15 protein-coding genes are annotated in these 19,043 nt (G+C 73.1%); 7 read left to right on the top strand and 8 right to left on the bottom strand.

Going from position 1 to position 19,043, the window contains the following annotated elements:
• From ACGWYJ_RS20970 to ACGWYJ_RS20960, 3 genes are all read left to right on the top strand, one after another.
• Nucleotides 1-1,215, top strand: a 1,215-nt coding sequence (locus ACGWYJ_RS20970; protein WP_395107888.1) for an MFS transporter, incomplete at its 5' end; no start/stop codon positions are given.
• Complete coding sequence (locus ACGWYJ_RS20965) at nt 1,199-2,218, top strand: LacI family DNA-binding transcriptional regulator (RefSeq protein ID WP_395107887.1); 1,020 nt, start codon at nt 1,199-1,201, stop codon at nt 2,216-2,218. The genes ACGWYJ_RS20970 and ACGWYJ_RS20965, both read left to right, overlap by 17 nt.
• Nucleotides 2,219-2,232: 14 nt before the next feature.
• Nucleotides 2,233-5,232, top strand: a complete 3,000-nt coding sequence (locus ACGWYJ_RS20960) for a glycoside hydrolase family 3 C-terminal domain-containing protein (protein ID WP_395107886.1) — start codon at nt 2,233-2,235, stop codon at nt 5,230-5,232.
• Nucleotides 5,233-5,241: 9 nt separating this feature from the next.
• On the opposite strand, the gene ACGWYJ_RS20955 is transcribed toward ACGWYJ_RS20960, so the two are convergent.
• The gene (locus ACGWYJ_RS20955; RefSeq protein WP_395107893.1) at nt 5,242-5,721 is read right to left on the bottom strand and encodes a nucleoside deaminase; all 480 of its coding nucleotides are present in this window, start codon (nt 5,719-5,721) and stop codon (nt 5,242-5,244) included.
• 72 nt (nt 5,722-5,793) lie between these two features.
• Here ACGWYJ_RS20955 and ACGWYJ_RS20950 point away from each other — a divergent pair, with 72 nt between their 5' ends.
• A complete protein-coding gene (locus ACGWYJ_RS20950) occupies nt 5,794-7,995 on the top strand; it encodes a hypothetical protein (RefSeq protein ID WP_395107885.1) in 2,202 nt (733 codons plus the stop codon).
• Nucleotides 7,996-8,053: 58 nt separating this feature from the next.
• Here ACGWYJ_RS20950 and ACGWYJ_RS20945 read toward each other — a convergent pair whose 3' ends face one another.
• The 7 genes from ACGWYJ_RS20945 to ACGWYJ_RS20915 form a co-directional block, all read right to left on the bottom strand.
• Entirely contained in the window at nt 8,054-8,812 is a 759-nt protein-coding gene (locus ACGWYJ_RS20945; RefSeq protein WP_395107884.1) for an endonuclease/exonuclease/phosphatase family protein, read from the bottom strand.
• A gap of 52 nt (nt 8,813-8,864) precedes the next feature.
• On the bottom strand, nt 8,865-9,149 hold the full coding sequence (locus tag ACGWYJ_RS20940) for a dihydrofolate reductase family protein (RefSeq protein ID WP_395107882.1): 285 nt from the start codon (nt 9,147-9,149) through the stop codon (nt 8,865-8,867).
• A gap of 36 nt (nt 9,150-9,185) precedes the next feature.
• Nucleotides 9,186-9,887 (bottom strand): helix-turn-helix domain-containing protein, encoded by a 702-nt coding sequence (locus ACGWYJ_RS20935; protein ID WP_395107881.1) that lies wholly within the window; start codon nt 9,885-9,887, stop codon nt 9,186-9,188.
• Nucleotides 9,888-9,984: 97 nt separating this feature from the next.
• Nucleotides 9,985-11,217, bottom strand: a complete 1,233-nt coding sequence (locus ACGWYJ_RS20930; RefSeq protein WP_395107879.1) for a hypothetical protein — start codon at nt 11,215-11,217, stop codon at nt 9,985-9,987.
• Entirely contained in the window at nt 11,204-12,406 is a 1,203-nt protein-coding gene (locus ACGWYJ_RS20925) for a hypothetical protein (RefSeq protein WP_395107878.1), read from the bottom strand. Before ACGWYJ_RS20925 ends, ACGWYJ_RS20930 begins: the two co-directional genes overlap by 14 nt.
• Nucleotides 12,403-13,047, bottom strand: a complete 645-nt coding sequence (locus tag ACGWYJ_RS20920) for a hypothetical protein (protein ID WP_395107877.1) — start codon at nt 13,045-13,047, stop codon at nt 12,403-12,405. Before ACGWYJ_RS20920 ends, ACGWYJ_RS20925 begins: the two co-directional genes overlap by 4 nt.
• Before the next feature lie 102 nt (nt 13,048-13,149).
• The gene (locus tag ACGWYJ_RS20915) at nt 13,150-15,525 is read right to left on the bottom strand and encodes a glycoside hydrolase family 3 N-terminal domain-containing protein (protein ID WP_395107876.1); all 2,376 of its coding nucleotides are present in this window, start codon (nt 15,523-15,525) and stop codon (nt 13,150-13,152) included.
• Between the two features lie 256 nt (nt 15,526-15,781).
• Here ACGWYJ_RS20915 and ACGWYJ_RS20910 point away from each other — a divergent pair, with 256 nt between their 5' ends.
• From ACGWYJ_RS20910 to ACGWYJ_RS20900, 3 genes are read left to right on the top strand one after another with little or no spacing between them, the layout of a single operon-like run.
• On the top strand, nt 15,782-17,068 hold the full coding sequence (locus ACGWYJ_RS20910) for an extracellular solute-binding protein (RefSeq protein WP_395107875.1): 1,287 nt from the start codon (nt 15,782-15,784) through the stop codon (nt 17,066-17,068).
• Between the two features lie 3 nt (nt 17,069-17,071).
• Nucleotides 17,072-18,133 carry a carbohydrate ABC transporter permease gene (locus ACGWYJ_RS20905; RefSeq protein ID WP_395107874.1) on the top strand — a complete coding sequence of 354 codons (1,062 nt, stop codon included), beginning with the start codon at nt 17,072-17,074 and terminating at the stop codon, nt 18,131-18,133.
• Complete coding sequence (locus ACGWYJ_RS20900) at nt 18,133-19,026, top strand: carbohydrate ABC transporter permease (RefSeq protein ID WP_395107873.1); 894 nt, start codon at nt 18,133-18,135, stop codon at nt 19,024-19,026. Before ACGWYJ_RS20905 ends, ACGWYJ_RS20900 begins: the two co-directional genes overlap by 1 nt.
• Nucleotides 19,027-19,043 lie beyond the last annotated feature (17 nt).

Below are 19,043 nucleotides of genomic sequence, written 5' to 3'. Positions count from 1 at the left end.
GCGGGGGGCACAGCGGCGCTGGCGGTCGGGGCGTTCTGCTTCGGGACGGCCGAGGCGCTGCCGATCGGGCTGCTGCCGTTCATCTCCGCGGACCTGGGCACGTCGGCCTCGGAGGTCGGCCTGCTGGTCACCGGGTACGGGATCGTGGTCGTGCTGGTCTCGGTGCCGATCACCAAGGTGACGGTGCGGGTGCCGCGCCGCCCGCTGCTGACCGTGGTGATGGCGGTGTTCGCCCTGATGACCTGGGCTGCGGCGCTGGCCCCCGGGTACGGGCCGCTGCTGGCGGCGCGCCTGGTCACCGCGCTCGCGCAGGCGCTGTTCTGGCCGGTGGCGGTGGTCGCCGCGGCCGCGCTGACGACACCGGAACGGCGCGGGCGCGCCGCCTCCTACGTCTTCGCCGGCGGGTCGCTGGCGATCGTGGCGGGCGTCCCCGCCGGGACGTGGCTGGGCGAGGCGCTGGGGTGGCGAGCCTCGTTCGCCGCCCTCGGCGCCGTCACGACGGCCGCGGTCGTGGCCGTCGCCGTGCTGCTGCCCGGCGGCCCGCCGGGACGCGGCCACGCCGCCGCCGCGACGAATCCGGACGCCCGCAGGTTCCGGCTGCTCATCGTGGTGGTCGCGCTGACGGTCGGGGCCTGCTTCACCGCCTACACCTACATCACCGAGTTCCTCCTGGAGGTGACCGGGCTGAGGGAGAGTCAGATCAGCCCCGTCCTGCTGGCCAACGGGGCCGGTGACATCGCGGGGATCGGCCTCGCCGCGGCGTTCGTCGACCGGGGCGCGCGGCGGCTGCTCGGCGGCGCCGCGGCGCTGATGGCGGCGGCGCTGCTGGTGCTGTCCGGCCTCGGCGAGCTGCCCGTGGGCGCGGTCGCGGGGGTGATGATGCTGGGCCTGGCGATGCCCCCGCTCGCCACCGGCATGCAGGCGCGGGTGCTGGAGACGGCGCCCGGCAACACCGATGTCGCCTCCGCGTGGGCCTCGGCCGCGTTCAACGTGGGAATCGCCGGTGGAGCGCTCGCGGGCGGGCTGCTGCTCCCGGTGTACGGTGTGCGCGCCACGGCCCTGGCCGGCGCGTTCGCCGCCGGCGCCGCCGTGGTTCTCGTGTGCGCCGAACGCGTCCTGGCAGGTCCGGGGCGTGCGCGGCGGCCTGTGGTCGATCTCGCCGCCCGCGGCGGGATCACGGCGGAGAGGGGGACGTGCGGTGGTCAAGATCACTGATGTGGCGCGGCATGCCGGGGTGTCGCCCAGCACCGTCTCGTACGTGCTGAGCGGCAAGCGGTCGATCTCGGCGGGCACCAGGGAACGGGTGCTGGCCAGCATCGCCGAGCTGGGCTACCGGCCGCACGCCGGCGCCCGCGCGCTGGCCAGCAGCCGGTCCAACGTGCTGGCGTTGATGATCCCGTTGCGCAGCGGCATCCATGTGCCGGTGGTCATGCAGATCGCGGCGGCGGTGGTGACCGCCGCCCGCCGGCACGACCACGACGTGCTGCTGCTCACCCAGGAGGAGGGCGTGGACGGCCTGCGCCGGGTCGCCGACAGCGCCCTGGTGGACGCGCTGATCGTGATGGACGTCCAGTTGCACGATCCGCGGCTGCCGCTGCTGCGCGAGCTGGGCCGCCCCAGCGTGCTGATCGGCTTCCCCGCCGAGGCCGCCGACCTCACCTGCATCGACCTGGACTTCCACGCGGCCGGGGCGGCGTGCGCGGACCGGCTCGCCGGGCTGGGGCACCGCACCGTCGCGCTGGTCGGCTCGCCGCCCGAGGTGTACGACCGCCAGACCGGGTTCGCGCAGCGGGTCGAGAGCGGCTTCCGCGAGTCGGTTGGGCGGCACGGCCTGTCCGCGAAGGTCTACCCGTGCGAGGCCACCGCCGACGCGGCCCGCGCCCTCGTGCGGCGGCTGCTGGCCGAGCTGCCGGACCTCACCGGCGTCGTCGTCCACAACGAGCCGGTGATGGATCCGCTGGTGCGCGCGTTCCGGAGCGCCGGGCGCCGCGTCCCCGAGGACCTGTCGGTGGTCGCGATCTGCCCGGACGAGCTGGCCGAGCACGCCGAGCCGCCGCTGTCGTCGGTCGCGATCCCCGCCGACGAGGTCGGCCGCCGCGCGGTGGACCTGCTGATGGCCAAGCTCGACGGTGAGGACGTGCCCGCCGCCACCCTGCTCCCGCCCCGTCTGACCACCCGCGCCAGTGACCTCCCGTTAGGGCGGATCGGCGAACGCTGAACAAAGGAGAAGCCGTGGTGCCGCACAGACGCAGACCGATCATCTCCGTTCTCTCCGGGGCGGCACTCGTCGCCACCCTGGTCGCGGCGCCTCCGGCCGCGGCCCGCGACACCCTCCCGTTCCGGAACCCGGACCTGCCGGTGGACGCGCGCGTCGAGGACCTGCTCGGCCGCCTCACCCTGGACGAGAAGGTGTCGCTCCTGCACCAGTACCAGCCGGCCATCCCGCGGCTGGGCATCAAACGGTTCAAGACCGGGACCGAGGCGCTGCACGGCCTGGCTTGGTCCACCGACATCAACTCCACCCCGCCGGGCGCCGTGCGCACCGCCACCGCGACCGTGTTCCCGCAGTCGGTCGGGCTGGGCGCCACCTGGAACCCCTCGCTGATGAGGCGGGTGGGTTCCGCCGTGGGCGACGAGGCACGCGGCTTCAACAAGGAGAACTCCGACCTGTGGGGCCTCCAGCTATGGGCTCCCGTCGTCAACCTGCTCCGCGACCCCCGGTGGGGACGCAACGAGGAGGGCTACTCCGAGGACGCGCTCCTCACCGGCATGCTGGCCACCGCGTACGGCAAGGGCATCTCGGGCGACGACCCGCGCTACCTCAAGGCCGCGCCCGTCCTGAAGCACTACCTGGCCAACAACAACGAGATCCGCCGGGACACGACGTCCTCCAGCCTGCGCCCGCGGGTGAAGAAGGAGTACGACGAGGTCCCGTTCAAGCTGCCGATCTCCGCGGACGCCGCCACCGGGATCATGACCGCCTACAACCTGATCAACGGCCGTCCCGCCACCGCCCACCCCGACGCCCGCGACGTCGTCCGCTCGTGGACGGACCGGACGCTGTTCAACGTCACCGACGCGCACGGCCCCAACAACCTGGTGAACTCGCAGGGGTACTACGGCACGCTCGCCGAGGCGGACGCCGCCACCCTCAAGGCGGGCGTGGACAGCTTCACCACCGACGACACCAACTCCGGCATCACCATCGCCGCGGTGAAGGAGGCGCTGTCCAAGGGCCTGCTGGCCGAGTCGGACGTGGACACCGCCGTGCGCCACATCCTGTCGATCCGCGTCCGGCTGGGCGAGTTCGACCCGGACGGCGGCCCCTACGCCAAGATCACCAAGGCGGTGGTGGACAGCCCCGAGCACCGGCGGCTGGCCCGGCAGGCCGCCACCGAGCAGCTCGTCCTGCTCAAGAACCAGAACAGGACGCTCCCGCTGGACGCGAAGCGCGACAGGAAGGTCGCGGTCGTCGGCCCCCTGTCCGACACCCTCTACACCGACTGGTACTCCGGCGCCCTCCCGTACCGGGTCACGCCCTTGGACGGGATCCGGCAGCGCCTCGCGTCCACCGGCGGGTCCGTCGCGGGGACGGAGGCCGTCGACCGCATCGCGCTCAAGGACCCGGCCACCGGCAGGTACGTCACCGGCGGCGCCGACGCCGACGGCGACCTCCTCAGGCTCGCCGACACCACCTCCGCGGCGACCTCCCAGTTCGACGTGTTCGACTGGGGCCAGGGCGTGCTGACCCTGCGGAGCGCCGCCAACGGCAAGACCGTCGGGCGCTTCGTCAGGCCCGACGGGAGCTGGACCGACAACCTCGCCAACGACCAGGCGCAGCCCTCCGGATGGTTCGTCCAGCAGATGTTCACGCTGGAGCCGGACGGCGACGGCGTCCTGCTCCGGTACGCCGGGTACGAGAAGGCGTTCGACTGGGCCGAGCCCGCCAAGACCTACCTCAAGGCCGGCGCGGACGGCACCCTCGTCCTGGCCACCAAGGAGGAGGCCACCACCTTCACCCGCGAGGTGGTACGCAGCGGCGTGGACGACGCCGTGACCGCGGCCAAGGGCGCGGACGCGGCGATCGTGGTCGTCGGCAGCATGCCGTTCATCAACGGGCGCGAGGACCACGACCGCACCACGATGGCGCTGGCCGAGGGCCAGTCCGCGCTGATCAAGGCCGTGCGGAAGGCGAACCCCAACACGGTCGTCGTGGTCGAGAACAGCTACCCGACCACCCTCACCTGGGAGCAGAAGCACATCCCGGCGATCCTGTGGTCGAGCCATGCCGGTGCCGAGACGGGCAACGCCCTGGCCGCGGTGCTGTTCGGCGACGCCGGGCCGTCCGGGCGGCTCCCGCAGACCTGGTACCGCTCGGAGAGCGACCTGCCCGACATCCTCGACTACGACATCATCAAGTCGGACCGGACCTACCAGTACTTCAAGGGCACGCCCCTCTACCCGTTCGGGCACGGCCTCTCCTACGGCACGTTCCGGTACGGGCGTCCCGACGTGCGCCTGCGCGCCGGGCAGGTCACCGTGACCGTCCCGGTCACCAACATCGGGAAGGTCGCGGCGGACGAGGTGGTGCAGCTCTACACCCACCAGCGGACCTCACGCGTGAAACAGCCGCTCAAGAAGCTGCGCGACTTCGAGAAGGTGCGGATCGCGCCCGGCCGCACCAGCACGGTCACGCTCGGGTTCCGCGTCTCCGACCTCGCGCACTGGGACGTCACCCGCAACCGGTGGACCGTGGAGAAGGCCGACCACGACATCATGGTCGGCGCGTCGTCCGCGGACATCAGGCGGCGCGCCACCCTCGCCGTGCCGGGCGAGACCGTTCCCGCCCGCGACCTCACCCGGCCCACCCGCGCCGTCGACTTCGACGACCACCGGGGCGCCGAGATCGTGGACGAGAGCAAGCCCTCCGGTGACGCGCTCGCCGCGGGCGCGGGCGGATGGGTCGCCTTCACCGGCGCCGACTTCGGCCCGCGCGGCGTCCGCGGCCTGCGGGTGCGGGCGGCGAAGGAGAGCGCGGGCGCCACGACCGCGCAGGTCCGCCTCGGCTCGCCGACCGGGCGCCTGGCCGGGACGGTCACCATTCCGCCCACCGGCGACCGCTACACCTACCGCGACCTCACCGCCGCGGTCACCGGGGTGTCCGGGCGCCAGGACGTCTACCTGGTGTTCGGTGGCGACGTCCGGCTCAGCACCTTCTCCTTCACCCGCTAGGAGCAGGCGTCAGGCGGAGTGGTAGGCGCGATGCACCTCGCGCATCCGTTCGGCCAATTCCGGGACGGGGCCCTCGACGACCACGCCGGGGGCCACGTCCCGGGCCGGGATCGGCGCGACCGGCGACGGCGGCTCGCCCCATTCCGCGCGCCACCGCGTGAGCTGCGCCGAGGACGCCGCGTACACGATCCGGCCGAGCCCGACCCAGCCGTGCGCCGCCGCGCACATGGGGCAGTGCTCACCCGAGGTGTAGACGGTGGCCGCCGCCCGCTCCCGCGCGGTCAGGTTCGCCGCGGCCCACCGCGCCAGCGCGAACTCCGGATGCGCCGTCGCGTCCCCGGTGGAGGTGATCCGGTTGTGGTCCTCGGCGAGGACCGTTCCGTCGCCGCCCACCAGCACCGAGCCGAAGGGCTCCTCGCCCGCATCCATGGCCTGTTTCGCCAGTTCGATGCACCGTTCGAGGTGCCGTATCCCGGTTTCGTCGATCACGGTCACCGTCCTATCACAGGACCCGTACGAAAAAGGAGTGCGCGTCACGCGGCCGACTGCCAGCATTTCCGGATGAGCGCGAACCTGGAGGAACTGGTCATCCGGCATACCCGCCGCGTGCCCGTCCCGTCCGCCACCCCGGGCGCCTCGACTCCGGGCCGCCGGATCGGCTCGCCGGGCGTCGCGGCGCGCCAGTTCGACGCCGTGCTGATGTCGGCCGGTTTCAAGCTGTCGCGCGACCTGCTGACCCGCCTCTCCGAGCTTTCCGAGGGGGAGGTCGTGGACCTGGCGGTGCGCGTCCTGCCGGTCGTGCGGCGCCTCGCCGGTGACCACGTGCGGCACAACGCGTATTTCCGGGACTTCCCGAACAACGTGCCCGACACCCTGGGTTTCTGGCTGAGCTGCGTCCGCCAGGCGTTCCCTGACCCGGTCGACGCGTGGCGCGCCGAGTCGAGGGTGGAGCACGGCGTCCAGAACCTCCTCGACCTGCCGGCCTACGGCCGCTACCAGCACACCTACGAGGAACTGCTGGAAGCCCACGACGAGCTGATCGAGAGCGCCGGTGACCGCGTGACCGTCCTGCACCTGGGCCGTTCACTGGACGAGGAGGTCACCGGCCTCTACCTCGCCCTGGCCGGAAGCGACACCCCGCTCGCCGAGGCCGACCTGGACGACCTGCGCGTCCTGGCCGAGCGCTGCGCGGACGGGCCGCAGCCGGAGCGGATCCCCGTCCGGGAGAACCGCGCCCTCATCAACCAGGTGCGTCTGACCACCGGCGCCGGCCTGCTCCTGGACACCGTCACCGACGTGCTCCGCCTCGCCTGCGCCCTGTCGGACGGGGACGTGACCCTGGTCGAGCCGTCCCGTTTCGTCTCCTTCCCCCGCCCGGTGCGGCGCGCTCTGCTCGCCGGACTGGACGGGGTCGTGCGCGCCGCCCCGGCCAAGCTCGGGGACGTGGCCGCGCACCGCGAGGAGTGGAAGCGGCTGGGCGAGCGGCTTCACCCGCACGAGCACGGGAAGCGCTGGCCCCACGCCGCCGACGTCTTCGCCGTCGCGCGCGGGGAGAAGCGGGCGCCGTCGTTCGCCTCGCGTGTCGAGGCCCGGCTCGCCGCCGATGACGTGGTCGGCGCCGCGACCCTGCTGCGTTCCGCGCCCGGCCTGCTGTTCCGCTCGCTGGACCGGCTGCTGCGCCTCGACCCGTCCCCCGCCGTCCAGGACGCCGTGCTGGAGGCCGCCGCGTCCGTGGCCGACCAGGTGTCCGGCCGCGTCCTGCTCTCGGTACGCGAGCACCTGCTCAACCGCGGGGGCTCGCGCGGCCGCACACGGGTCTTCGCCAACCGCCTGAGCAGGGGGCGGACCGCCGCCGACACCCGCCCGCCCCTGCCCAAGGGCGTCATCGCCGGGCTAGCGGCGTTCCTGGACACCGAGGTCCAGCGCCGCCTCCCCGACGTCGGCCACCTGCTCGTCGACCCCGCCGTCCTGGACGTCGCGCTGCCGCTCAGCGGCAAGGCCACCGCGGACGGCCTCGGCACCCTGCCCCGCGGCTCGGTGTCACCGGTCGACGGCGAGACACTGCGCTTCTTCGTCCACTGGCGCGAGCGGCGGATCAGCACCGACTTCGACCTGTCGGCGCTGCTGCTGGACGCCGACTACCTCAACCCGGTATGGCTGTCGTACACGTCCCTGAGGACCGTCGGCGGCGAGCACTCCGGCGACGTCACCGAAGCCCCGGACGGGGCCTCGGAGTTCATCGACCTGCGGCTCGGCCGGATCCGGGCGCGCGCCATCATCCCGCAGGTCAACGTCTACTCCGGCGAGGGCTTCGAGGAGGTCGCGGAGTCGTTCTTCGGGTTCATGCTGCGGGACGCGGAGCAGAAGGGCCGCCCGTTCGAGCCCCGTACCGTCCGGATGAAGTCCGGCCTGCGCGGACCCGGCCGGGTCGCGCTGCCGCTGGCGTTCCTGCGCGGGGACGACGGCCGGTGGCGCGCCAAGTGGCTGCACCTCTACCTGAAAGGCCGCCCGTCGTTCAACCGCGTGGAAGGCAACCGGCTGACGACCACGGAACTGGTGCGCGGCCTCGCCGAGCGCCGGTTCCTGACCGTCCGGCACCTCACCGACCTGCTGACGCCCGGCCCCGCCTCGGTGACGTTCTGGGACGGGAAGCGCCTCCCCGGCCATCCCGTCACCTTCGTGGGCCTGGAACGCCCGGACGGCCTCCACGAGAAGTCCACCGTGTTCACACCGGGAAATCTGCGCGACCTCATCCCCGCCTGACTGTTAGAGTCACCGGCGGGGCGAGGCCATGAGGGTGCTTCCTTCTCACCTCTGTGGACTAACCAGCTCTCTCGCTCTCCTCGCCCCCCACCACGATCTCGGCGACCACCGGCAGATGATCCGAGGCGGCGGGCTCGGAGGTCACCACCGCCGCCTTCCGCACGACCACCGACGCGGACGTGAGCACGTAGTCGATCCGGCGCCTCGGCCTCCCGCTGGGAAACGTGTGGCCCCTCCCCCTCCCGGCCTGCGCCCACGCGTCGGACAGCATCCCGGTGAGCGCCCTGGCCGCCGCCCTTCTCGGAGTGGCGTTGACGTCGCCCATCAGCACGAACGGCTCCTCGGCGCCGTCTAGCAGCCGCCGGATCTCTCTCGCCTGCGCCAGCCGTTCCCCCCGGCCGCCGAACTGGAGATGGGTGGTGCAGACGGTCAGCGGCACACCGTCCACCAGGATCCGCGCCCGCAGCAGCCCCCGCTGCTCGCCCCGCCCGGAACGGGGAAGCGGCGTGTTGTCCCACTCGACGATCGGGCCGCGCGCCAGGATCGCCGTCCCGTACTGGCGGCGCGGCTCACCCGGCCGCGGCGGCGCGGCCTCGACGTTCACCCCGTACACCACGTGCATGCCCAGCTCGCCCGCCAGCCAGGACGGCTGATCGGCGAAGGCGCTGCGCTGCGACCAGTGCCGGTCGACCTCCTGGAGCCCCACCACGGCGGGTCGTTCCCCCTCGATGACCCGGACGATCCGCTCCAGGTCGAGACGGCCGTCCGTCCCCGAGCCATGGCGGATGTTGAAGGTCATCACGGTCAGCGCGGGCACGTCGGCACCGTACCCCGGGGGAGGAGCGGCCAGTCGGCGTCCTTCCGCCGGATCAGCGCGCCGGACGGTGGGTCGCGATGACGGTGCCGCTGCGGGCCGGCAGGCCCGGCTCCAGCAGGGACGTGACCAGGCCGGGGCTGCCGGCGACCGCGATGTCCTTGCCCTCGCCCCGCTTGGTCCGCGCGACCGTCTCGGCGAGGTCGCCCTTGACCAGGGTGCTGGTCCGCCACGCGCCGACGCCGTCCAGCGTCGTCGACACGACGTACTTGGTCGCGTTGTTGATCCGGTCGGCGAACGCGGCGTCCTCGCCGCCGCTGTAGTCCGGCCGGTAGTCCACCCACCTCGCGTACGGGGCCCGGCCCATGAGCGAAGATCAGGTCTCGTAGAGAAGCGACAGCGGTTCGGCGGTGTCCCCGGCGCCCAGCCGTGTGGCCGTCCGCCCGACGAAGCGGGCCAGCGAGCGGGCCAGATGCGGCTGGTCGAAGTACCCGAGCCGGTGCACGACCTCCAGCGACGGCGTGCCCTCCCGGAGCAGGACCGCCGCCTGCCGGGCGCGGTCGATCTGCCGGGCGGTTCCCTGGGTGAGCCCGGTCGCCGCCAGGAAACGCCGCTGGACGGTGCGGGCGGACAGTTTCGGCGGCTCCCCGCGCAGCACCGCGTCCACGACCGGGTCACGGACCAGGACGTCCTCGCGCACCAGCCGCCGCACGAACTCCTCGGCGTTGTCGTAGCCGGGAAGGTGCCAGGCGGACCCCTTCAGCCAGAACGACCTGCGCGTCGCGTTGGGAAGCTCGACCTCGTCATCGAGAAGCCGCCCGGCCGGGAGATGCGGCATCGTCGTCCCGAGCGAGAACGTGATCCCGAAGAACGTGGCCTCCTCGGGGACCGGCGCCATCCTGGCCCGCGACTCCGGCCCGTGCACGACCACGCTGACCTGCCCGCGCCGCTCGCAGACGACCAGGTCCCAGCAGGAGGCCGCGACCGACATCATCGTGTCGACCTCGGAGCTGCGGCTGAGCCACACCCGCTCGACGAACGGCGAGTCGGACGCCCGGCTCTCGAAGTCCAAACCCATCCGGTCCGCCCCCCCTTTCCGTGCAGGAAGCAGGATATGACCAAAAGCGCGCGCCGTGCGCGGGCGAGGCGCCGCCTCCAGGAGGCGTACCGGGAGCTCAGCGGCGGTGCAGGTCGCCGCGGAGCACTCGGTGGGTCAGGTCGTCGCGGAGCTGGCCGTAGCCCGTCTCGGCCCACACGTCGTCCGGCACCTCGAAGTACGGGACGGGACGCTTGCCCGCGCGGGCGGTCAGGACTTCGGGCACGCGATGCGAGCGCACCGCCTTGGAACACGCCCGGCACGCCTGGACGCGGAGCCGGTCGCGCTGGCCGATGGGACGCCAGTCGACGGTCACCGTGGCGTCGCCGTGCAGGGGATTGAAGAAGCAGAGCGGGCTCGGCGGGATCTCCCGTCCGCCCTCGGCGAGGGAACGGGCCGAGGCGAGGGCGTCACGGCCCCGGTCCACCAGGACGAGCACCCCCGCGAGGTCGGGCAGGTCGCGCGCGGCGTCCACGACCTTGCCCGCGGCCTGGTAGGCGTCCAGCGCGCGGGTCATCGCGGCGGCCGCCTCGGGACGTGTGGTGTCCACGTCGGTCCCGTCCAGCAGCTCGCCGAACGCGATGACCTCGCGCTGGGCCTGCTCACGCAGCTCGTCCTCGTTGGCGCGCTCGGCGGCGGCCAGGACGGCGCGCGGCAGCAGCATCGGGTCCGCGGCGCGCCTGACACGGGCGCCCCGGCGGTGCCGCCAGACGACGAGCCCGGCGACCGCGGCCAGGGCGACGCCCGCCGCCCCGGTCAGGGGCAGGACGGGCGGCCCGCCCTCCCCGTCGCCGGGACGGGCGGCGGGCGCGCTCCGGCCCGGCGTCCGCGAGGGCCTGCCGAGGTGGGCGGTGGCGGCCCTGTACTCGGCCTCGCCGCGACCGGCGGCGATCAGGTCCACGGCGCGCAGCAGCCGGTCGGCGAGCGTCGCGTACCGCAGCTCGTCCAGGAAGAACGGGACGCGGGCGGCGTACTCGGTGTTCCTCCGCTGCTCCTCGGTGCCGCCGAACTGCCGCGCGGCGAGCTGGCCGTCGTAGTCGCCGAGGGTGAGGTAGGCGCCGTCCTCGCGGAGCCTGTCGTGCACGACCGTGCTGAGCTGCTCGGCGTCGTTCCACGTGCCGCCCCTCACCAGCGGGACGATCACGATGAAGATCGGGATGGGCGAGCGGCGCATCCGGGCCAGCAGCCGGGAGCGCGCGGCCGGCGGCACCGCGCTCGCCAGCGACGGGTCGAGGTGGATGGGCGACCGGCGCAGCGCGGCGGCGATCTTCTCTCCGGGGGACGGCGCCATGGCGCTCTCAGCTGTCGACACCGAGCGACTCCAGTACGTCGGCGGCCAGGTCGGGGCGGCGGGACCCGAGGGCGCCGCGCTGCCAGCGTCCCGGCACGGTGTAGTGCGGGCGGCGGTCGGGCAGGCGCAGGATCCGGTTCTCGTACGGCCCGTTCGCGCAGCCGTCGCACACCGGGTTGCGGCCCCGGCCGTCGATCTTGCGCCTGGACCTGCCCGCCTCGCCGTGCAGCGGGTTGACGAAGCAGGTCGGGGCGGGCTTGGCCCGGGTGCGCGCCGCCCGTCCCTGCCGGGCCAGGACGATCACGGCGACCAGGTCGAGGAAGGCGCCGTCGTCGCCCCTGACGGGACGGTCCGCCACGTCGTCGTGCAGGAGCCGGGCGGCGTCGTAGGCGCGGATCATGCCGGGCCGGTCGGGGTCGAGCTCCGCGCCCAGGGCGCCGAGCTCCTTGGCCGCGTGCCTGCGCAGCCAGCGCGGCGAGGGACGGGAGGGCGCCGTCCGCGACGGGGCGGGCCGACCCCTCCGCCGCCTCGTCCGCCAGGGCAGGAGGGCGAGGAGGAACAGCCCGTACAGAAGGCCCGCGATGGTCGCGCCCGCCAGCAGCCCGACGAAGAAGGGGCCCCAGATCTCGGCCTCCAGCGGCGGATGCTCCTGGCCGAAGGCGGGGACCCCCGTCTCGCTCTCCTCCGTGGCGGGCGGGCCTGGCGGAGCGGCGGCGATGCCCTCCAGCGCGCGGCTCACCCTGGGCGGCAGCTCCGCGAAGGGCCGGTCGTAGTCGTCCGCGTACCGCAGGCCGAAGGGCAGGAGCCTGCCGGAGAACCGCCGTGGCACCCCGTACGCGGCGGCGCCGAGCTCACCTCTGGCGTCGACCATGAGGAACAGCCCGTCCCGCCGCAGATGCGCGTGCAGGCCGGCGAGGAAGGCGCCTGTCCTCCCGTAGGACTCGGCCTCGCTGCCGTTGGGGATGGCCACGAAATACACCGGGACGCCGAGGCTTCTGGACGTCCTGGTCATCGCGGCCCGGACGCTCGTGCGCGCCTCGGTGCCGATGAGGTCGGCGAGGTCCATGTCGACGTACAGGGGGTCCTTGGCGATCTCCGAGGCGACTCGCGCGAACCGTGTCTCCTCGTACGGCACGCCTGGTGCGGCACGCGCTGCCGTCGCGGGGATGAGCAGGAACAGCGCGGCGGCCAGTCCGAGCAGCCTTCTCATCGCCGGGCCGCCTTCCGCAGCCGCGCCACGATCAGGAACGTGAGCAGGGGAACGCAGCCGAGCGCGGTGCCGACACCGAAGGCCGTCATCTCCTTCCGGTCGCGCACCTCGCCGCGGCTGGGCGTGGTGTCCTCGGGCCTCGGCCGGCGTTGGTCGATCCGCCGCGCCACGTTCGGCGCGGTGAGGATCTCCACCCAGCGCTGGACGTGGTCGGCGATGTCGGCCTCGTAGGGCAGTTCGAGCGCCGCGACCGTCCAGGCGCGGTCGACGGGCAGCGACCCGCCGAACTGCCGTGCCGTGCCGCCCGCGTCGGGGTCGGTCACCAGGTAGACGCCGTCCTTGCCCAGCCGGTCGCGCAGCAGCGGGATCAGGTCGCGGCTTCGGGTCCCCTCGGGCAGCCGCGGCGGGCCGACGACCACGTACACGGGGACGCCGAGCCGCGCGACCAGCGCGCGGATGCGCGGCGCCGTGCCGGGGCGCAGGTCGCGGAGCGCGTGATCGGTGACCTGGATCGGATCCTTCGCGAGCCGTTCCGCCAGCAGGTCGGCCCGCCCCGGCGGCGAGGGTGCCGCGGGGGAGGCGTGCGCCGTCCCGGACAACCCGAACAACGCCAACGCGACAATCATGACCATCAGCCGCACGCCGGGAGTCTAGCCATGATCTCCGGTGGGGCCCTCGGCGGCGTTCTCCCGGCGGCGTACGCTCGTGCGTGATCCCTGAGAAGGGGGCGACCGCGGCGTCCGTCAGAGCCGGGTGACCTCGGCGGGGACGGTCAGCACGCGGTCCCGGCCCAGGACGCGGACCGGTCCCTCCAGGGTGAAGGAGCCTCGCAGGGGGAGGTCGGCGCTGGAGCGCCCGACCGCCACCCCGATCTCGCCGGGTTCGACGATGCGCCGCAGCGACGGGCCGGTGAACGACGTGCGGTCGGCGTGCACGGTGAACGTCACGCGGGCCGACTCGCCGGGGGCGAGCGGCACGCGGGCCCAGCCGGCCAGCCAGCGTGCGGGACGGACGACGGAGGCCACCGGGTCGGACAGGTAGAGCTGGACGACCTCCGTGCCCGCGACGGCCCCGGTGTTGGCGACGGTGGCGGTGACGGTGACCTGCCCGTCCGTCCCGGCGGACGGGGTGACCGACAGATCGTCGTAGCCGAACGTCGTCCAGGTCAGGCCGTGCCCGAACGGGAACATCGGGGTCGGGTCGATCGGCGTCCACTCGTGCGCGGCCTCCAGGGGGGTGCGCAGGTGCGTGCCGGTCGCGATGGCCGGGCTGCGCGGGACGCCGGTCGGCAGCCTCCCGCCGGGCTCGGCCCGCCCGGACAGCACCGCGGCGATCGCGGGCGCGCCCTCCTGGCCCGCGAAGTACGCCTGCACCACGGCGGCGGCGCGGTCGGCCAGGCCGCCGAGCGCGTACGGGCGCCCGGTCAGCAGCACCAGCACCGTCGGGGTGCCGGTGTCCAGGACGGCCCGCGCCAGCTCGACCTGGCGGCCCGGCAGGTCGAGGGTGTCGGTGTCGCAGCCTTCGCCGGAGGTGCCCCGGCCGAACAGCCCCGCGCGGTCGCCGAGGGCCAGCACGCACACCTCGGCGCCGCGGGCGGCCTCGACGGCGGCCTCGATGTCGGCGTCGTCGGTGACGAAGAGGTCGGATCCGGCCGTCACCCGCAGGTCGCCGGCGAGCTCTTCGGTCAGGGCCTCGGCGAGCGACGGGATCCGCACCCCCATCGGCACGTCCGGGTGCTGGGACCCGACGTGCAGAGGGAAGGTGTAGCAGCCCAGCATCGCCAAGGGGTCGTCCGCGACCGGTCCGGTCAGCGCGACCCGGGCGCCGGGGCGCAGCGGCAGCGTGCCGTTGTTGGCGAGCAGGACGATCGACCGTTCGGCCAGCCGCCGGGCCAGGCCGCGGCCGCGCGCCGAGTCCAGGTCGGGTTCCGTCCCCGGGGCGGGCTCCCCGGTGCCGTCCAGCAGGCCGAGCTCGGCCTTGACGGTCAGGACGCGGGCGGCGGCGCGGTCCAGCTCGTCCTCGCCGACCAGCCCGGAGCGGACGGCCTCGGCCAGCGGCTCGCCGTAGCAGCGGACGGTGGGCAGCTCCACGTCCAGGCCCGCCCGCAGCGCCTCGGCGGCGGCCTCGGCGCGCGAGCCGGCGACGTGGTGCCGGGACTCCAGGAACGAGATCGCGTAGTAGTCGGACACCACCAGCCCGGTGAAGCCCAGCTCCTCGCGCAGCAGCCCGGTCAGCAGCCACCGGTCGGCGGAGGCGGGAACGCCGTCGATGTCCTGGTAGGCGGGCATCACCGCCCTCGCGCCGCCCTCGCGCAGCGCCATCACGAACGGCTCCACCACCACGTCGGCCAGCTCGCGCGGCCCGATCGTGGCGGGCGCCAGGTTGCGGCCGCCACGCGCGCTGGCGTACCCGGCGAAGTGCTTCAGCGTGGTGATCACCCCGGACCGTTCCAAGCCCCGCACGTAGGCGCTCCCGACGAGACCGACGAGGTAGGGGTCCTCCCCGATGCACTCCTCGCAGCGACCCCACCGGTAGTCGCGGATGACGTCCAGGACGGGCGCCAGCCCCTGGTGCACCCCGGCGGCGCGCATCCCCTCACCGATGGCCGAGGCCATCTCCTCGACCAGCTCGGGATCGAACGAGGCGCCCCAGGCCAGCGGGGTGGGAAAGACGGTGGCGCCCCAGGTCATGAACCCGGTCAGGCACTCCTCGTGCACCATCGCCGGCAGCCCGAACCGGTTCGCGCGGGTCACCGTGCCCTGCAACTCGCGCAGCCGCGCCAGGCCCTCGGCGGGCGTGACGGGCGCGGTGCCGTAAACCCTGCTGAGCTGGCCCAGACCCGCCTTCGCGACCTCGTCCAGCTCCGGGGCGGGCTCGCCGGAGTCGTCCTCCATCGGCGCCACCGGGGCGCCGGGCTCGGCCGGCCTCGCCCAGTAGCCGCCGAGCTGGGCGGCCTTCTCCTCGACGGTCATGCGCCGCAACAGGTCGGCCACCCGCTCGGCCACCGGCAGCCGCGGGTCGCGCCAGGGCTCGGCGTGGCCGTCCGGGGCCCGCGAATCCATGGCCTCCGGACGGTCGGCGGCGGTGCCTGGGGCGCCGTGGGGAGTAGCGGCGGTCATGGGCGGCCTTCCTTCCCGTGGTCACGTGGCGGGCGTGACCGGTCTCGGCATCGACTGCGAACATTATCGCAAGCTTTCCGAAAATCCATCCCACCCCGGGACCGGGGAAAAACATCGATTGGGCCACGGATCGCAGAAAACGGCTCTCGGCTATTGACCCCTACAGGGGCGCTTCCTAGGATCCGGCACCAAGCGAGGTCATCGAGATTTTCCGAAATGTTTCGATGGCGTCCCCATCCACCCCCCAGGAGGCCCGATGGGCACCGAAGCCCTCTCCCGTCGCACCTTCCTCGCCGTCGCCGGGCTCGCCGGCCTGTCCGTACCGCTGCTGGGTGCCTGCGGCGACGACTCGGACTCCTCGTCGGGCAAGACCACCTTCGAGTGGTGGACGATCGCCACCACCGAGCCGAGCAAGTCGCTGTTCCCGCGGCTCGCGCGGGAGTACATGCAGGCGAACCCGAACGTGACGATCAAGCACACGGCGCTGGAGAACGACGCCTACAAGGCGAAGATGACCGCGCTCATCGCGTCCGGCAAGCTGCCCGACGTGTTCCACACCTGGGGCGGCGGCGTGCTCAAGCAGCAGATCGACGCCGGCCTGGTCAAGGACCTCACCAAGGACATCGCGTCCTGGTCGGGCACCATCAAGCCGCTGGCGTTGGAGGCGTACCAGTTCGACGGCAAGACCTACGGAGTCCCCTACGACTACGGCCTGGTCGGCTTCTGGTACAACAAGGCGCTGTTCCGGCAGGCGGGGATCGAGGGGACGCCCACCACCTGGACCCAGTTCCTCGACGCCGTCCGCAAGCTCAAGGCCGCCGACATCACCCCGATCGCCCTGGCCGGCAAGGAGAAGTGGCCCGGCCACTACTACTGGGCCTACCTGGCGATGCGCATCGGCGGCCTCAACGCGCTCAAGCAGGCGCAGGCCGGCAACGACTTCAGCGGACCCGCGTTCGTCCAGGCCGGCGAGCGGCTGAAGGAACTGGTCGACCTCCAGCCGTTCCAGCAAGGCTTCCTCGGCGCCGACTATTCCTCGCCCACCGGGCAGGCCGCGACCATGGGCAACGCCAAGGCCGCGATGGAGCTGATGGGTCAGTGGGCGCCCAGCGTCCAGTCCGACGCGGGCAAGGGCATCGGGAACGACCTCGGCTTCTTCACCTTCCCGACCGTGGAGGGCGGCCAGGGCGCGGCCACCGAGGCGTTCGGGGGCGGCAACGGCTGGGCGCTGCGCGAGGGCGCGCCCAACGCCGCGCTCGACTTCCTCAAGTGGTTCAGCTCGGTCGAGATCAACCGCAGGCTGGTGGCGTCCAAGGGCTTCCAGCCCGTCGTCAAGGGCGCCGAGAACGCGGTCGCCGACGCCAACCTCAGGACCGTGGTGCAGACCCTCGACCGGGCCACCGGCTTCCAGCTGTTCCTCGACCAGGCGTTCCCGCCGGCCGTCGGGCAGCAGGTCAACGACAGCGTCGCCGCGCTCATCGCGGGCAAGTCGGCGCCGGAGGCGGTCACCGAGGCCATCACCAAGACCGCCAAGAGCCAGTGACCCATGGTCCTGCCCACCAGGAAGGACGGCACCGCGGCGGCGGGGGCGGGCGCCGCCGCTGAGCGCTCCGGCGCGGAGACCCCGCCCGGCGGCGTGCCCGGCCCCAAGGGCCCCGAGGGCCGGGCACGCGGGCGCGGGGACGGGTGGAGGCGCGGGCGCCGCCGCCGGTTCGGCGGCCCGCTCGTCGTGACGGTGTTCCTGTTCCCGGCGATGCTGCTGTTCGCGATGCTGGTGCTGGTGCCGATCGGGGTGGCGCTCTACACCAGCCTGTTCCGGTGGAACGGCTTCGGCCCGCCGGAGAACTTCGTCGGGCTGGAGAACTTCCGCCGGCTGTTCCAGGACGAGGTGTTCCTCGGCGACCTGTGGCGCGGCTTGGTGCTGGTCGTGCTGGCGCTGGTGCTCCAGCTCCCGTTCGCGCTGGCCATGGCGGTGATGCTGAACCAGCGGATGCGGGGCCGCGCGGTCTACCGGCTGGTGTTCTTCGCGCCGTACGTGCTGTCCGAAGTGATCACCGGTGTGCTGTTCACCATGATCTTCGACCCGGGCGGCGGGCTGGCGGACCAGACGCTGGAGGCCCTCGGGCTCGGCGACCACGGCATCGGCTGGTTCTCCGAGTCCTCCACCGTGCTGCCCACCCTGTTCCTGGTGCTGACCTGGAAGTACTTCGGCTTCCACATGATCCTCTACCTGGCCGCGCTGCAGAACGTCCCGGCCGAGGTGCTGGAGGCGGCCTCGATCGACGGCGCCGGGCCCTGGCAGCGCTTCCGGCATGTCACGCTGCCGCTGCTGGGACCCACGCTGCGGATCACGGTGTTCCTGTCCATCATCTGGTCGATCCAGCTGTTCGACCTGGTGTGGGTGATCAGCGGCGGCGGTCCCGTGCACGCCTCGGAGACGATGGCCATCACGATGTTCGAGTACGGCTTCCGGCGCTACCAGATGGGCTACGCCAACGCGATCAGCGTGGTGATGTTCCTGCTCAGCTTCGTGTTCGCCCTCTTCTACCAGCGCTATGTGATGCGGCGGGACATCGAGGGAGCGGTGACGGCAAGGGGAGGACTGTGATGACGGCGCTGGCGCCGGGGAAGCGGGCACCGAGCGGGCAGCCGGTCAGGCCGCGGAAGAGGCCACGGCCCGCCGCCGTGGCGCGCCGGCTGTCCATGCACGCGCTCATCTGGGTGATCGGCCTGCTGATCGTGGGTCCCGTCCTGTACGGGGTGCTGTCGGGGTTCAAGACCACGCCCGAGCTGTCCAGCAACCCGTTCGGGCCGCCCCAAGAGTGGGTCACCCGCAACTACACCGACCTGCTGGCCTCCGGCGACTTCTGGCGGCAGCTCGCCAACAGCACGGTCATCGCGATCGCGACCGCGCTGCTCACCGTCGCGGCCTCGGCCGCGGCGGCGTTCGTGTTCGCGCGGCTGGCCTTCCGGGGACGCGAGCTGCTGTTCACGCTGTTCGCGATCGGGCTGATGTTCCCGTTCGCGGTGGCGATCCTGCCGCTGTACGTGCTGCTGCGCACGTTCGGGCTGCTGGACAACCCGCTGGGGGTGATCCTGCCGCAGGCGGCGTTCGGGCTGCCGGTGACGATCATCGTGCTGCGCGGGTTCTTCCGCGCCATCCCCGGCGAGATGGAGGAGGCCGCGCGGATCGACGGCTGCGGGCCGTTCGGCTTCTTCTGGCGGATCCTGCTGCCGATGGCGCGGCCCGCCCTGGCCACCGTCTCGGTGCTGGCGATCGTGACGAGCTGGAACAACTTCTTCCTGCCGCTGCTGGTGTTCAACGAGCCTGACTGGTGGACGATCCCCGTCGGCGTCCAGCAGTTCAAGGGCGAGCACTCCACCGACACCGCCCGCATCCTCGCCTACGTCACGCTGGCCATGGCGCCCGCGCTCGCGTTCTACGCCGTCGCCGAACGACATCTGATCGGGGGTCTCACGGCAGGGGCCACGAAAGGCTGAACGTTCTACCATCGGAT

Origin of the sequence: Actinomadura sp. SCN-SB (assembly GCF_043906805.1) — a bacterium.
In the GTDB taxonomy this organism is placed as follows: domain Bacteria; phylum Actinomycetota; class Actinomycetes; order Streptosporangiales; family Streptosporangiaceae; genus Spirillospora.
The sequence above is the reverse complement of the archived record's forward strand: the minus strand, read 5'-3'. Positions and strand labels throughout refer to the sequence as shown.

Bases quoted from the DNA above. Each gene is read 5' to 3' on its own strand.
- ACGWYJ_RS20950 (WP_395107885.1), top strand. From the start codon at position 5,794: ATGAGCGCGAACCTGGAGGAACTGGTCATCCGGCATACCCGCCGCGTG.
- ACGWYJ_RS20900 (WP_395107873.1), top strand. From the start codon at position 18,133: ATGACGGCGCTGGCGCCGGGGAAGCGGGCACCGAGCGGGCAGCCGGTC.
- ACGWYJ_RS20910 (WP_395107875.1), top strand. From the start codon at position 15,782: ATGGGCACCGAAGCCCTCTCCCGTCGCACCTTCCTCGCCGTCGCCGGG.
- ACGWYJ_RS20915 (WP_395107876.1), bottom strand. From the start codon at position 15,525: ATGACCGCCGCTACTCCCCACGGCGCCCCAGGCACCGCCGCCGACCGT.
- ACGWYJ_RS20935 (WP_395107881.1), bottom strand. From the start codon at position 9,887: ATGGGTTTGGACTTCGAGAGCCGGGCGTCCGACTCGCCGTTCGTCGAG.
- ACGWYJ_RS20925 (WP_395107878.1), bottom strand. From the start codon at position 12,406: ATGAGAAGGCTGCTCGGACTGGCCGCCGCGCTGTTCCTGCTCATCCCC.
- ACGWYJ_RS20905 (WP_395107874.1), top strand. From the start codon at position 17,072: ATGGTCCTGCCCACCAGGAAGGACGGCACCGCGGCGGCGGGGGCGGGC.